This window comes from Pseudomonas sp. NFACC02, from assembly GCF_900110765.1.
Classification (GTDB): Bacteria; Pseudomonadota; Gammaproteobacteria; order Pseudomonadales; family Pseudomonadaceae; genus Aquipseudomonas.
In genome coordinates this window covers 255,061-268,633 of record NZ_FOEO01000002.1, presented here as the reverse complement: position 1 = coordinate 268,633, position 13,573 = coordinate 255,061, and the positions used below count along the sequence as shown (strand labels likewise).

Sequence of the window (13,573 nt, the reverse complement as noted above, 5' to 3'; positions counted from 1 at the left end):
TGGCGAAAGCGATTTGTCTGACATGCCGCATGGACGCAGAGCGTCCGGGGCGTAGTTACCACGCGGAGCGTGGGAACCATCAGGAATCCCAGCTCCCTCAGGGGGGCAGTTCATTTCGTTGATCACGCGTGCACAGGGTGGGTGTTAAGTGTCTCGTTCGGCATCACCCTCACCCCACGCACCACCAGATCCTGGATGAACGCCAGCCAGTCCTGCCGCTGACCCTGTGCGCCCATGTCCTGTCCCAGAAACGAGGTCAGGGTGTGCAGATTGGAGTTATAGAAGTAGCAGAGCGACGCGATCATCAGATAGACGTGCTTGAGGTCCACGTCGTGCCGGAACAGGCCCTGTTGCTGACCGGCTTCTATGATCGGTTTGAGCACGCCCACCGCCTCGCCCGACAAGCGCCGCAGCTCGCCAGACTGCCTGGCGTGCTTGCCCTTGTGCAGGTTTTCGATGCTGAGGATCGCCACGAATTCCGGGTGGCTGACGTAATAGTCCCAAACGAACGCCACCAGTTGGCGCAGCGTTTCGACAGGCGTCGACGGGTCCAGCTTCAGTGTGCTTTCGGCTTGATTGAACTGCTCGTAAGTATGTTCGAGCACTTTGACGAACAGTTTTTCCTTGCTGCCGAAGTAGTAGTAGATCATCCGGTCGTTGGACTCGGCCTCGGCGGAAATCTTTTCGATACGCCCGCCGGAATAGCCGTCACGGGTGAAGACCGTGACGGCGGCTTTGAGGATACGGGCGCGTGTCTGGTCGGCTTGTTGCGCGCGGACGCCGGTGTTCTTGCTCATGGCCGTCAGAGAATCCGGTACAGCAGACGCTCGACGCGCACGCGGCTGACCCTGCGCAAAAACGTGCGCACGCCCATCGGGTATTCGCTCAAGGTGTCCAGTTCATCGAACTTGCCGACGCGGTGAGTGTTGCGCATCAACATCTCGATCTCCTCGGCGCGGGGTGTGAGCCATTCGCCGGCGGGGTCATCGATCAGCACCGCATTTTCCAGGTCAAGCTGGAAGGCGCGGGGGTTGAGGTTGTTGCCGGTCAGCAGCGTGTAGCGCTCGTCGGCCCACAAACCCTTCAGGTGGTAGGTGTTGTCGCCGTCCTTCCACAGGTGAATGTTCAGACGGTGCCTGGCAACGGCCGTTTGATGCTTCTGCATGAAGCGGCGCAGGCTGATTTCATAAAGGTACGGCAACGCCGAGATGACCTTGAACGGTTCTTCCGGCGGGATGAAGAAGTCGTTGGCGGTCTTGTCGCCAATGATGATGTCGATCTTCACGCCCCGCTTGAGCGCACGGTTGATCTCGCGTTTCACCGAGAGCGGCATGTTGAAATACGGCGTGCACAGTGTCAGCTGATGCCTGGTCGCGGCGATCAGGTCGCACACCACTTTGCTCAGCGGGTTCTTGTTACCGATGCCGAGCAGGGGAATGAGGCGAAACTTGCCGTTCTCCCGGACGCCTTCATTGATGTCGTAGCTGGCGCGTTTGAGGCGCTGACGGAACTGACGGATCTCCCCGCGAATGCTGCGAGAAGCAGGCGGCGAGGGCAGGTCGAGACGATGCACGGCCTCGGACGGCAGGATCTCCTGCGTCACCAGGCGCTGGAAGGAGTCGGCCAGGGCCTTGTTTTCCAGCAGTTGATAGCGGTCGAGGCGGTACTTGTTCAGCTTGTGCAGGTAAACGTTGTTGATGCTGGCGCCGGTGTAGATCACGCAATCGTCGATGATGCTGCCCTTAAGGTGCAGCACGCCGAACAGCTCGCGGGTCTGCACCGGCACGCCATAAATCGGCACTTCATGATCGTGCTCCAGATTCTGCGCCTGATACCACGCCGAGTTCCCGGCCTGTTTGCCAGCGCCGATCAGCCCGCGCTGGGCCCGGAACCAGTCGACCAGCACCACGATGTCGAGGGTTGGTCGTGCGGCTTTGGCAGCATAGAGGGCGTCGAGGATTTCCTGACCGGCTTCGTCCTGCTGCAGGTACAACGCCACGATGTAGATCCGCTGAGTGGCCGATGCAATCTTCTCGAGCAGGGTCCGACGATAGTCGGCGGCGCTGGGCAGGATGGTGATGGCTGCGCTGGACGCTTCAAAGCCGCGCAGCGCTGCAAGGGTAGAACGTCTGAAGGGAGCCCGCATAAGCCTCTCGATGAGTCGAAATCAACAGCGCACGAGCTTACACCAGAGTGCGCCCTCTGGTGGTTTTGGCAGCAGCATCGTTGACTTGTTCAGCGAAATTTCAGCACGGCAGGGGCGGGGTGGATGCTCAGCGCGCAGGCAACTCCTGTTCGGCACCAGATCTGTGGGAGTGAGCTGGGTCTGGGCGGCATTTCGACGAATGCAATGGGTCGGCACCATCCACAGTGACTGACACACCGCATTCGCGGCCCTCGTAACCTCGGACGGCTCCTACAGGGGCGGCGTGGCTGCTCAGAGCGCAGGCACCACCTGATCTGTGGGAGCCGGCTTGCTGGCGAATGCGTGCTGCCAGTCAACATTTTTCGGGCTGACTCAACGCCTTCGCCTATACCCGGCTCCTACCGTTACCGCTCCGGCAAAACGGACGAAATCAGAAATCGACGGTGCCCGAAAACTTCACCAGACGCGGATCGCCCTGGGTCAGGTAACCGCCGTTGGCCGAGGCCCAGTAGTCCTTGTTGGCGATGTTCTCGACGTTGACGCGCAAGGTCACGTCCTTCTGTGCGACCTTGAACGCATACCTCGCGCCCGCGTCGAAGCGGTTCCAGGTTGGCAGGCTGAGCGTGTTGCTTGGATTGGCATACTGCCCTCCGGTGCGCAGGAAGCGAGCGTTGAGCGCTACGCCTTGCAAGCCTGGCACGTCCCAATCGACGTTGGCGTTCATCTGGAAAGTCGGGACGCCCACCGCATGGTTGCCATCGTTGGCGCCGCCCGCGGTGTCTTCGAGCTTCGATTCCATTCGGGTGGCACCGGCCAGCAGGCGCAGGCCGTCCAGGGGTTCGCCGAACACGCTGAACTCGATGCCCCGGTTGACTTGCATGCCTTCGCGCACGAACAGGTTGCCCTCGATGAAGCCGTCTGAGGGCTTTTCGATACGGAACGCCGCCAGATTCGCGCCGAAGGTACCGGTGTCCAGCTTGACGCCGGCCTCATATTGCTTGGTGCGGCCGGGCGGGAATGCCTGTCCGATGTTCACCACATTGCCACTGGCCGTCGGGCCTTGGGCAAGGCCTTCGATGCGGTTCGCATAGAGCGACACCGTGTCCGTAGGTTTGTACACGATGCCGTAAACCGGCGTGGTGATGCCGTCGTCGTAGAGTGACGTGCGAGCGCCCGTGTTCACACTGTAGTTCTCGACTCGCAACTGTTGGCGACGAACGCCGTAGGTCAGCAACAGCGAATCATCGAACAGTCCCAGCGTGTCGGACAGCGCGAGACTGCGATTGCGTGTTTTGCCGGCCAGGTCCGGATCGCCCATATCGCCTCCGACAAGGGTGGGCGTGCCTGGCTTTGCGATCGAGGGTGTGGTGTAGATATTGGTGGGTGCGCTGTTATAGAAGATGTACCCGTTTTCCTGGCGGGTCCATATGCTCGCCGCGCCCAGTGCGATCTGGTGGCTGATCGGCCCGGTCTGGAACTTGCCGTTCACACCGGCCATGACCGTGCCATTGTCCTCGTTATGGTTTGTGTCGGACGCGCTGATCGTGCCATTGCCATTTGCCGCATTGGTCAGGACGGGCGTGCCATAAACGCCAGTCTCGCGGGTGTGCTTGCCGCCGCCTGCCAGATAGGCCGTCCAACTGTCGCTGAGGTCGTATTCGGCGCGGAACATCCCGAACGTGTCTTCAGTTTCCTGGTGGCTCCAGTCCTGACCGTAGTTATGATCCGAATCCGGGGCATGGGGGATGCTGGTCAGCCCTGTGCCCAGTCGCACGTTATTGCGCAGGTGATTGATCCGCTCCTTCTGGTAGCCGAAATCGGTCGAAATCCGGAACCGATCTCCCTGATAGTCCAACCCGGCAATGAACAGCTTCGAGCGCTGATCCATGTCGTCGATGGCGGTTTCGCCTTCGCGCTGACTCAGGTTCAACCGCGCGCCAAATCGGTTTTCCTCACCGAAGCGCTGGCCGACATCCAGGTGCTCGCCGACCCGGCCGTCGGTGGAGATGTCCTGGGTGTAACGGCGAGTCGGGATGTCTTCAGCCCGTTTGGGTTGCAGGTTGACGCTGCCGCCTAGGCCGGTGCCCGTCGGGCTGGCGCCATTGAGGAACGCGTTAGGCCCTTTGAACACTTCGACCCGCTCCACCGAGTCAACGGAGATGATCTGCCGTGGCAACACGCCGTACAGCCCGTTGAAGGAAATGTCGTCGCCGTTGAGCGGCAGGCCACGAATCACGAAGGCTTGGGACTGGTTGCCGAACCCGCCGGACATTCGCACCGACGGATCATTAAGCAGGACATCGCCCACGTTTTCAGCCTGCTGGTCCTCGATGATCTTCGAGGTGTAGCTGGTCATCGTGAACGGCACGCTCATGTTGTCCTGATTGCCCAGCACGCCCATCTGCCCGCCACGCGCGACCTGGCCCCCGGCAAACGCTTCGGGCAATGCGCTCGGGGTCTGCTGAAGGGCTTGAGCATCGATGGCCGTCGCGCCCAATTCGATGGTTTGATCGGCGGCATGGGCGCTGACACTGACCGAGCAGCACAGCGCGAGTAAGGTCGGGCGGGAAGGGAGGCGTAGGGCCATTGGGAAGCTTCCTGTAGATGTCTAGTCTGCGAAAAGCCTCCCTGGCGATGCGAATGTTTCTTCGGCGCAGATGCTAGCAGGAAGTGATTGCGAACTGTTATCACTTGAAAATATTTTTTTACATCCGTTTCACCTTTTTTCTGGGTGCTTAAACCTTCAACACGAGCTTCCCGTTGTTCTCTCCTTTGAAGAGCATCTGCAAGGTTTCCGGGAAGGTTTCGAGCCCTTCGACGACGTGTTCCTTGCTCTTGAGCTTGCCCTGTGCCAGCCATCCTGCCATCTCCATGCCTGCCTGCTGAAAATGCTCGGCATGGTCCATGACCACGAAACCTTCCATCCGGGCGCGGTTCACCAGCAGGGACAGGTAATTGGCCGGGCCTTTGACGGCTTCCTGAGTGTTGTACTGACTGATTGCGCCACAGATCACCACGCGCGCTTTCAAGGCGAGTCGGGTCAGCACGGCATCGAGGATGTCGCCGCCGACGTTGTCGAAATACACGTCGATCCCTTTCGGGCATTCGCGTTTCAGTGCGGCGTGAATGTCTTCGGCCTTGTAATCGATTGCGCCATCGAAACCGAACTCGTCAATCAGCGTTTTGCATTTGTCCTTGCCACCCGCAATGCCGATCACCCGGCAACCTTTGATCTTGGCGATCTGCCCGGCCACGCTGCCAACCGCACCTGCGGCACCCGAGATGACGACCGTCTCGCCTGCTTTCGGCTGACCCACTTCCAGCAGGGCGAAATACGCGGACATGCCAGTCATGCCCAGTGCCGCGAGGTACACCGGCAGCGGCAAGACTTTAGGGTCGACTTTATGGAAGCCTTTTGGCTCGCCGACGAAATAGTCCTGCACGCCCACAACGCCTTGCACGTAATCGCCCACCGCGAATGCCGGGTTCTGCGATTCAATGACCTTGCCCACACCCAGCGCTCGCATCACCGCGCCCAGTTCGACCGGCGCAATGTACGACTTGCCCTCGTTCATCCAGCCGCGCATCGCCGGGTCCAGAGACAGGTATTCGTTTTTCACCACGATCTGCCCGGATGCAGGCTCGGCAACGGGCACGGTCTGAAAGGTAAAGTCATCACGGCTTGCTGGCCCCACCGGACGGCGGGCGAGAAGGAATTGGCGGTTGTTCAGCGCAGTCATGGCAGGTTCCTGAAAGGAAGGGAAAGGTCAGTGTTAGACGTGGAATCGGGGATGGGCAAGCAAAGACCGCCAGGCGAATGCGCGACGATCCATGCCGATGATGCTGATACATGGACTCCATCACCACCGCTCATGATCCCGTAACCGGGGCTTTGATAGTGCTGACCGGTTGCCTGATCCCATGACTAAACTCCCTCGCGACAGGCTGCACGCCTTCCTCATAAAAACGACAACACAGGACGATTCCATGAGCATGACGTTTTCTGGACAGGTGGCGCTGATCACCGGCGCGGCCGCAGGCATTGGTCGGGCGACAGCGTTGGCCTTTGCCGAACAGGGCCTGAAGGTGGTGGCTGTCGATCTGGATGCCGACGGCGGGGAGAGGACGGCTGACCAGATTCGCCAGGCTGGCGGCGAAGCCCTTTTCCTGCGGTGCGACGTCACCCGAGAGGCGGACGTGCAGCAGATGATGACCAAGGCCGTGGAAGCGTTCGGTCGCGTGGACTACGCGTTCAACAACGCCGGCATCGAGATTGAAAAAGGCCGTCTGGCGGAGGGCAGCGAAGCCGAATTCGACGCGATCATGGGCGTGAACGTCAAAGGTGTGTGGCTGTGCATGAAGTACCAGTTGCCGGTCATGCTGGCGCAGGGCGGTGGCGCCATCGTCAATACGGCTTCCGTCGCCGGACTGGGTGCCGCGCCGAAGATGAGCATCTACGCTGCGTCCAAACACGCCGTGATCGGGCTGACCAAATCGGCGGCCATCGAATACGCCAAGAAGCAGATCCGGGTCAACGCCGTTTGCCCGGCGGTGATCGACACTGACATGTTCCGCCGCGCCCACGAAGCCGACCCGCGCAAAGCCGAATTTGCCGCGACCATGCACCCGGTCGGCCGGATCGGCAAAGTCGAAGAAATCGCTGCCGCCGTGTTGTACCTGTGCAGCGACGGCGCAGCCTTCACCACTGGTCATTCACTGGCGGTAGATGGCGGCGTTACGGCTTTTTGATTCCATAGATCGAACATGGGTTGCCCGCAACTGCTGTGTTCCGGTTGGCGAGCGGCGTTTGACGAATGCGGTTGTTCAGACACATCCAGGATGAATGACGCACCGCATTCGTCAGCAAGCTGACTCCCACAGGTTTTGTGTTTGGCCATCCGCACGTGTTCATGCCCCAGACAGCGCAAAGTGCGCAGCGCTCCTGACAGGCCATGATCGTTTCCACGCTCCGCGTGGTAACGCGGTGACTGACGCTCTGCGTCAACCTGGACGCCGGGCGTCTGGACAGGCCTTCCCACGCAGAGCAGGGAACGCTGCTGTCGGCAGTCAGAACCAAAAAACAGCCAGCGGCATCACAAAATTACCGATCCGCACGCAACCGCTCCAACCCATCAATCAACAAAATTCGGTTCAGTTCTGGCCAACACGCGCTTTACGCTCTCCAGATGCAACCGCGCACTCTCGGCATCCTCCTCATTCATCTGCCGCGCTGTACGCAGCAGCACCTCCTGATCGATCACTTTCAACGCACGCCCGGAACTCATTGCCTTGAGCTGCACCTCGGCCGCCCGTTCCAGGTAATACACGTCATCCCAGGCCTGAGCGATGCTGGGCGCCGTGACCATCACCCCGTGGTTTTTCAAAAACACAATGTCAGCCTGCCCCATCGAGGCTGCAATGCGATCACCTTCCGCATTGTCCAGTGCCAGGCCGTTGTAATCCTCATCCACCGCCACACGCCCATAAAACTTCAGCGCGGTCTGGCCCGCCCAGGCCAACGGCTCGCCTTCCAGCATCGCCAGCGCTGTTGCATAGGGCATGTGGGTATGAAACGCCGCTACTGCGCGTGGCTTATGCAGGTGCAACCTCGCGTGGATGTAGAAGGCGGTCGCCTCCGGCTTGCCATCCCCCATGATCACGTTGCCGTCGAAGTCACAGACCAGCAGGCTCGACGCGGTAATCTCTGCGAAGGTCAGCCCATAGGGATTCACCAGAAAAAGTTCTGGGTAACCGGGCACCAGCGCTGAAAAATGATTGCAGATGCCCTCGCTCAAACCCAGTCGCGCCGCCATGCGAAAACTGGCCGCGAGATCGATGCGGGCTGTCCGCACCTCAGGGGTGGTCAGATGGGGATAACGCCTGTCATCGCCAGCCTGTAGCTGACCACCGGAAACACGCAGATCGTGCGCCATGAACCTCTCCTTATTCGTTTGCCCAGCCCAGGCTGCGAAGGTAGTCCGGAACGTGTGCCAGATCCGGCAGTGTCGCATCGGGCGTGTAGTCCGGGAGCGGCTTGCGACGGGTCCCGCGATCTATCCAGACGCAACGGAATCCCATGCCCTTGGCGGCTTCGAGGTCCAGATGCGGGCTGGCGCAGATGTGCAGTACGTCATCGATGCCAACGCCCAGTTGCTGGTGAGCATGCAGGAACAGCTGATGATTCGGCTTGTAAGCCTGCGCCTGTTGGGCGGTGATGACCCGATCGATGCACCCGCCCAGTTGCGCGACGTTCCCGGCGATGATGTCGTCGTCGGTGTTGGAGACGATGCACAGCATGAAGCCCTGCTGTTTCAGCCATTTGAGCGTGGCAACCACCTCGGGAAAAGGCGGCATCTTGCCGATGCGCCGGATCAGACGTTCCCCATCTTCCGGCTCGAACGGCATGCCCAGCGCTTCCAGTGCCAGGGACATCGACAATCTCGAGATGTCAGCGAACGAGCGGTAGGGAGGCGTTTGTTCCAGTCGATGTTCGTGGCGGTCATAGACGGCGATGAGACGATCGGCATCCAGGTCCGTCCGGCTTTTGTGCTGCAGCAGGCCACGAACGCAGTCGAGCAGGCCTTCGTCCCATTGAATCAAGGTGCCGTAGCAATCAAAGGTCAGCCAGCGCGGCCGGGTAGGGGAAGTGGTCATGGTCAACTCCGCGTGCTCAGTGGGTGTATGGCCCACTCTAGGTAGCGATGGCTTGCATGGTAAAATTAAATTAAATTGAAAAAATAATTTGATATCTGAATGTATGGGCGTTCCATGTTTGATTTAGAACTGCTTCACACCTTTGTCTCGGTGGTCGACGCCGGCGGCTTCACCAAGGCAGGGGAGCGGGTCAATCGTACGCAATCCACGGTCAGCCAGCAGATTCGCAAGCTTGAGGAGCAACTGGGACGGCCGCTGTTATTGCGTCAGCGCGCGAGCAAGCACATTGAGCTCACCGAGGACGGCGAGCGCCTGATGGGCTATGCCCGTCGCCTGGTGGCGTTGTCCCTGGAAGCGCACAGCGTGCTGTGTAGCGGGGATGACATGGGCGTGGTCAAACTCGGCGTGCCCGAAGATTTCGACGTGCAGCGCCTGATGACTCTGCTCTCCGGATTCGCGCGGCAATACCCGCGTATCCGTCTGGACACTGTCAATGGCCTGAGCATCGACCTGCATGCGCGGCTCGAGGCCAGAGAGATCGATCTGGCGCTTGTGAAGCGGGACCTTCCTTCGCGTCAGTCTCAGAGAGACGAACCCGCGTTGGCGAGCTGGCCGGAGCAGGTGAACTGGGTCGCCGGTCGAGCGGTGCGGATCATTGAAGACCCCGTGCCGTTGGTCGTGTATCCGCAGGGGTGTATCTATCGCAACCGCATCGTGCATGCTCTGGAATCATCCGGCCGACGATGGCGCGTGGCGTTTGCCAGTCAGAGCCTGGTGGGCATTCAAGCGGCAGTGTCGGCAGGGCTGGGGATCAGTCTGCTGCCTGCATCGGCGATGTTGGCGGACCATCGCCCGTTGAGCGAGGAGGAAGGGTTCGCGCCGGTGCCTGCGAGTGAATTGGCATTGATCGCGGGGAACCGTCTTCTGACGGACGTGCAGCGCACGCTGGTGGAATATATGAAGAAGGCGATGACTGTAAATTGACCGGTCAGGTGCCAGATTCCAGACAAAAAATCCGCGTGGGCCTGCCAGATACTCAGGACGCCACGCGGATGTCTACGACGCGGTCAATGCATGAACAGTGCAATCAGGATGATCACGGGAATAGGCACACCCAGGAACCACAGCAGTAATGAGCGCATAGCGTTTCTCCTTGTACTCAGCGGATGTTGGAAGTCGGGGCGTAGGCACGGGTTTCGACATACGTCACGGCATCGCGACGACGGCCACCCCAGATAGCGGCAAGGCTGGCTACGAACGCACCGCAAAGCAGCGCAACGAAGGTCCATAGCGCACTCATCGCCGCCACTTTGGCGGCAGTATCAGCGGCCTGTTGTGCTTTCAGCTTGGCATCGGCAACAGCCTGTTTTGCCTGGGCGTAGACCTGATCGACGCGCGCTTGTGCGTCCGCCTGACTGAGGTTGGTGCGTTGGGCGACCAGTTGAGCCAGGTAGTTGCGGTCTTCAGGGGCCAATTGACCGTCATTGGCCAGGGTCTTGGTGAAGATGCGCACCACCACGCCGCGTGCAGCGTCGTCACTCACAGCAGCAGGACGATCGTCACGAAACAGGGTGTCGACGAAGTAGCCATATTGATCGCCACTGGTATTGCCGGCAGCGCTACCTGCGGCGACGGCGGCGGTGCCCGCTACACCGGCCACCGCGCTTGCACCGGCCTTGACGCCACTGCCCACCAGCCCGCTCACGGAACCGACGATCAGCACGGCGGCCACCAGGGTCGCGATGGCCCACGACAGAAAGCCGTGTGCCGTATCGCGGAAATACACTTCATCGCCATGCATGTTGGACCACTTCACACGCAGACGACCGGCAAGATATCCGCCCAGTCCGGACGCAACTATTTGCGTCAATGCGAGCCAGACAACGGTGGAAATACCGAGGGTTTTCGCGCTGGCCCCTTCATTGGCCCAAGGCGACATGGCCGAGAAACCAAGACCGGAGCCCAGCAAAACGAGTATCAGGGATAATGCAGCGGCGCCTGCGGCACCGGCCAGGATAGCGCCCCAGGACACGCCCGAGACTGAGGAGGGTTCTTCTACGGCGGCAGGATAAGAATCAGGCGAGACATTCATTGTTATGCAGCTCCATGCGAATAGTAGTAAGACTTCGGATGGGAAGGTTGCAGTGCTTGTGCCATATCGTTCATTTATGAAATAGCTATATATATCAAAGGGTTGCTTTCAAAATGAAACATCTGGTTCATGCAAATTGCATGAACGGCTCAACTGGCACAGGCGTTATGCCCGGTTCAAGTAAGTTCAATCGGCTCAAGGGGTTGCACCGGCTTTCTCGCACCGGTTTGGATGAGGAGGAAACACTTTGCAGCTATTCTTCTGGAAATGTTGTCCTATACGGTCAGCATCGCCATAGGGCGATCACCGCTTTAACAGATAAATGCACGATTCAGATCGTCTGATAATGTCTTCGTGCCACTCTATGACCTATAGTTTCGCTCAGCGCCCGTTTCTTCGAGAGGTTAACCGTCATGTTTCTACATCGTCCCCTGGAAGAAAAAGACATCCCGGCAGTGTGCGACATGCCACAGAGTGTTGACGAGCTGTTTTACATGTTCCCCAAGGCGGTTTTTCCACTGACGCCCGCGCAGCTCCGTGACGCGATCGAACAGCGTTCGGATAACACGGTGATTGAGCTGGACGGGGAGGTGGTCGGTTTCGCTAACTTCTCGCGGTACGACTTTCGTGGACGCTGCTCGATGGGCAATGTGATCATTGCGCCACACGCCCGGTCCAAGGGCGTCGGACGCTACATGATCGGTTGCATGATGGAGCTCGCGTTCGGTAAGCATGAGGCGAAAGAGTTGACGGCCTCCTGTTTCAATCACAACGTCCCCGGCCTGCTGTTCTATCCCAAACTGGGCTTCAAGCCTTTTGCGATTGAAGAACGCCAGGATAAGAGGGGTGCCCGTGTTGCACTCATCCACCTGCGCCTTCCCCGAGAATAGGCGCCAACTGTCATTCGTCGGTCATGTTTAGATCGGCCGACGAATGGTTGCCCCAAAAACGTTGTTCACGCGCTTCCCAGCGATCACACCTGAATTTCTATCTGGATAAAAACACCGCTTTTTATCTGCACGTTATGCCTAATGAAACGTTTTTTCTCAGAAGCAGTCGAGTCATTTCCGGATCCGGGTCTGTTGATTGGCTCATTTGCGTCAGTGTTGGGCGGGGCGTATAAGTTAATTATTCGCCCTTCATCTAAACGTCGTGACGAAGAGAACTTGATAGTCGACACAGGGAAGCCATTAATAACACGCGCGAGGCGAACCACATACATGTGGTGACAGGGTCCGCCTCTGGAGGATATCGCTGATGATTGCATGCACACTCTCTAACCTTGAACTGCGCAGCATAATTGAAAGTGCGTTTTTGCCCATGCGGTGCAATTGCACCATCCTGGACGGCGCCATGACCGTTGAGGTCATCGATCCGGTGACCGAGCACGTAGAAATGCTGGCCAGCGGCATTGCGCTGGATCGGCTGGACACCAGTCGGGCGCTGTGCGAGCTGATTTCCGAGCTTCGCGCCAACCTCAGCAACGGCCGCCACTTGCAACGGCATGCGCTGGCCAGTTGATCGTTATTTCTCGCTTCACTCCCGTACGCCCATGATGCATTGCTTATCATGGGCGTTGTTGTATCCGGTTTCGACTGCTTATTGTTGTCGTGCCATACCTTCAAAAGCATGAACAGTTATAACTGAGTGCAGCCAAACGCGTGAGTACTGCAGGAAATTCTGTGACTTTTCCATTTCGATATATCAATGGATCGGCGGAGCAGTCCCGCACTTTATAGGCTTGCTAATCCTGTCAACTCCGGACATGCCTCTGGGGACGTATGAAATGACTCTGGCAAAGCGCGCATTTACCTTTTATCTTAAGGCCGGTGCTGGCGGTTGAACGCCAGCCTGTTCACTCTCGAGGGGTATGCATGGCGCATCATCAGCCCAATGACCTGGGACTGCCGGACGATGACGATTCAAGACGAATGATTCGCCGACGCAGAGTGTTGTGGGGTGTGAGTTCGCTGATGGGGGTTGTGGTGGTGTGCGTGGCCATCATCACGGTCATGCTGCAACGGCTCGAGGCCAGAACCGCCAGCTTCCAGCCACCGATGACTGCGCTGGAACGCCAGCGCCTGCTTCCCAAGGATCCGGTCCTTGATGCGGCACCCAGGCTCGATGGGCTGCGCTATCGAGACGAAGCAGGGTCGGACCCCGCTCACTACTCGATCAGAGAGGTTGAGGAAAAGGAGGGCGATGCATCACTCGGTCAGGGACTGAATCTCCAGGAAACCAATCTGCACGCCAATGCTCAGAAAGACGTGCGACCTGCCGTGCAAAACTGATCGACCTTCTTCTCGCGCAATCAATGCACCCGGCGACGGTGCTCATTTTCGAACAGCAATTTGAAGCGTTCTTCTCCCTCTTCGTCGGCCGCATAATGTTCGCGAATCGGACCGGCTTCTATCCTGCCATCCAGTGCAATACGGATGATCGCCGACTTGGGCAGGTAATCTGGCACATCACCGATAATGGTCAGCTCCCGCAAGGTATGCCCGTCCTGCTCGACCGTCGCCAGCCTCACCCGGCAAGTGGCCTGCATCGGTATAGGCCCGAAAAGGGTGTCGCGGGAATAATCGATCTCGGCAATGCTTGACCGAAGGTTTTTCTCAGCATTCATGTCAGCGACCTCTATGTCAGTTTGAAAGCTCTATCAGTTGAAAGCGGCCATAAGC

Annotated in this window: 13 protein-coding genes; 5 read left to right on the top strand and 8 right to left on the bottom strand. The window is 58.9% G+C overall.

Translation table 11 applies throughout. The annotated features are described in order from the left end of the window. Window positions 1–122 precede the first annotated feature (122 nt). The 4 genes from BMY73_RS03215 to BMY73_RS03200 form a co-directional block, all read right to left on the bottom strand. Complete coding sequence (locus BMY73_RS03215; RefSeq protein ID WP_092404991.1) at window positions 123–797, bottom strand: TetR/AcrR family transcriptional regulator; 675 nt, start codon at window positions 795–797, stop codon at window positions 123–125. A 5-nt stretch (window positions 798–802) separates the two neighbouring features. Then, window positions 803–2,146: a CDP-diacylglycerol--serine O-phosphatidyltransferase gene (gene pssA / locus BMY73_RS03210; protein WP_092404989.1), complete on the bottom strand. Its 1,344-nt coding sequence runs from the start codon at window positions 2,144–2,146 to the stop codon at window positions 803–805. A gap of 430 nt (window positions 2,147–2,576) precedes the next feature. Continuing rightward, window positions 2,577–4,733, bottom strand: a complete 2,157-nt coding sequence (locus BMY73_RS03205) for a TonB-dependent receptor (RefSeq protein WP_092404987.1) — start codon at window positions 4,731–4,733, stop codon at window positions 2,577–2,579. 148 nt (window positions 4,734–4,881) lie between these two features. Then, window positions 4,882–5,886, bottom strand: a complete 1,005-nt coding sequence (locus BMY73_RS03200) for an NADP-dependent oxidoreductase (RefSeq protein ID WP_062380852.1) — start codon at window positions 5,884–5,886, stop codon at window positions 4,882–4,884. Window positions 5,887–6,133: 247 nt separating this feature from the next. Here BMY73_RS03200 and BMY73_RS03195 point away from each other — a divergent pair, with 247 nt between their 5' ends. Further along, the gene (locus tag BMY73_RS03195) at window positions 6,134–6,895 is read left to right on the top strand and encodes an SDR family oxidoreductase (RefSeq protein ID WP_092404985.1); all 762 of its coding nucleotides are present in this window, start codon (window positions 6,134–6,136) and stop codon (window positions 6,893–6,895) included. Window positions 6,896–7,278: 383 nt separating this feature from the next. Here BMY73_RS03195 and BMY73_RS03190 read toward each other — a convergent pair whose 3' ends face one another. Beyond that, window positions 7,279–8,079, bottom strand: a complete 801-nt coding sequence (locus BMY73_RS03190) for an aldolase (RefSeq protein WP_092404983.1) — start codon at window positions 8,077–8,079, stop codon at window positions 7,279–7,281. Window positions 8,080–8,089: 10 nt separating this feature from the next. Next, window positions 8,090–8,806, bottom strand: coding sequence for a haloacid dehalogenase type II (locus BMY73_RS03185; RefSeq protein WP_092404981.1), 717 nt, complete (start codon window positions 8,804–8,806; stop codon window positions 8,090–8,092). 108 nt (window positions 8,807–8,914) lie between these two features. Between BMY73_RS03185 and BMY73_RS03180 the strand changes: the two genes are divergently transcribed. Further along, window positions 8,915–9,784 (top strand): LysR substrate-binding domain-containing protein, encoded by an 870-nt coding sequence (locus BMY73_RS03180; protein ID WP_092404979.1) that lies wholly within the window; start codon window positions 8,915–8,917, stop codon window positions 9,782–9,784. A gap of 175 nt (window positions 9,785–9,959) precedes the next feature. Here BMY73_RS03180 and BMY73_RS03175 read toward each other — a convergent pair whose 3' ends face one another. Then, window positions 9,960–10,892, bottom strand: coding sequence for a hypothetical protein (locus BMY73_RS03175; RefSeq protein ID WP_092404977.1), 933 nt, complete (start codon window positions 10,890–10,892; stop codon window positions 9,960–9,962). A 413-nt stretch (window positions 10,893–11,305) separates the two neighbouring features. On the opposite strand from BMY73_RS03175, the gene BMY73_RS03170 reads away from it, so the two are divergent. The 3 genes from BMY73_RS03170 to BMY73_RS03160 all read left to right on the top strand — a co-directional run bounded on the left by BMY73_RS03170 (window position 11,306) and on the right by BMY73_RS03160 (window position 13,183). Beyond that, a complete protein-coding gene (locus BMY73_RS03170; RefSeq protein ID WP_062380860.1) occupies window positions 11,306–11,782 on the top strand; it encodes a GNAT family N-acetyltransferase in 477 nt (158 codons plus the stop codon). Window positions 11,783–12,149: 367 nt separating this feature from the next. Beyond that, on the top strand, window positions 12,150–12,413 hold the full coding sequence (locus BMY73_RS03165; protein ID WP_062380862.1) for a DUF1652 domain-containing protein: 264 nt from the start codon (window positions 12,150–12,152) through the stop codon (window positions 12,411–12,413). Between the two features lie 353 nt (window positions 12,414–12,766). After that, complete coding sequence (locus BMY73_RS03160; RefSeq protein WP_092404975.1) at window positions 12,767–13,183, top strand: hypothetical protein; 417 nt, start codon at window positions 12,767–12,769, stop codon at window positions 13,181–13,183. Window positions 13,184–13,203: 20 nt separating this feature from the next. Here BMY73_RS03160 and BMY73_RS03155 read toward each other — a convergent pair whose 3' ends face one another. Further along, a complete protein-coding gene (locus tag BMY73_RS03155) occupies window positions 13,204–13,518 on the bottom strand; it encodes a hypothetical protein (protein WP_062380865.1) in 315 nt (104 codons plus the stop codon). Window positions 13,519–13,573: the final 55 nt, after the last annotated feature.

What these genes read in the sequence shown, in the direction of transcription:
- BMY73_RS03170 (WP_062380860.1), top strand. Translation starts at nt 11,306, where the DNA reads ATGTTTCTACATCGTCCCCTGGAAGAAAAAGACATCCCGGCAGTGTGC.
- BMY73_RS03155 (WP_062380865.1), bottom strand. Translation starts at nt 13,518, where the DNA reads ATGAATGCTGAGAAAAACCTTCGGTCAAGCATTGCCGAGATCGATTAT.
- BMY73_RS03180 (WP_092404979.1), top strand. Translation starts at nt 8,915, where the DNA reads ATGTTTGATTTAGAACTGCTTCACACCTTTGTCTCGGTGGTCGACGCC.
- BMY73_RS03215 (WP_092404991.1), bottom strand. Translation starts at nt 797, where the DNA reads ATGAGCAAGAACACCGGCGTCCGCGCGCAACAAGCCGACCAGACACGC.
- BMY73_RS03175 (WP_092404977.1), bottom strand. Translation starts at nt 10,892, where the DNA reads ATGAATGTCTCGCCTGATTCTTATCCTGCCGCCGTAGAAGAACCCTCC.
- pssA (WP_092404989.1), bottom strand. Translation starts at nt 2,146, where the DNA reads ATGCGGGCTCCCTTCAGACGTTCTACCCTTGCAGCGCTGCGCGGCTTT.
- BMY73_RS03190 (WP_092404983.1), bottom strand. Translation starts at nt 8,079, where the DNA reads ATGGCGCACGATCTGCGTGTTTCCGGTGGTCAGCTACAGGCTGGCGAT.
- BMY73_RS03200 (WP_062380852.1), bottom strand. Translation starts at nt 5,886, where the DNA reads ATGACTGCGCTGAACAACCGCCAATTCCTTCTCGCCCGCCGTCCGGTG.
- BMY73_RS03165 (WP_062380862.1), top strand. Translation starts at nt 12,150, where the DNA reads ATGATTGCATGCACACTCTCTAACCTTGAACTGCGCAGCATAATTGAA.
- BMY73_RS03160 (WP_092404975.1), top strand. Translation starts at nt 12,767, where the DNA reads ATGGCGCATCATCAGCCCAATGACCTGGGACTGCCGGACGATGACGAT.
- BMY73_RS03205 (WP_092404987.1), bottom strand. Translation starts at nt 4,733, where the DNA reads ATGGCCCTACGCCTCCCTTCCCGCCCGACCTTACTCGCGCTGTGCTGC.
- BMY73_RS03195 (WP_092404985.1), top strand. Translation starts at nt 6,134, where the DNA reads ATGAGCATGACGTTTTCTGGACAGGTGGCGCTGATCACCGGCGCGGCC.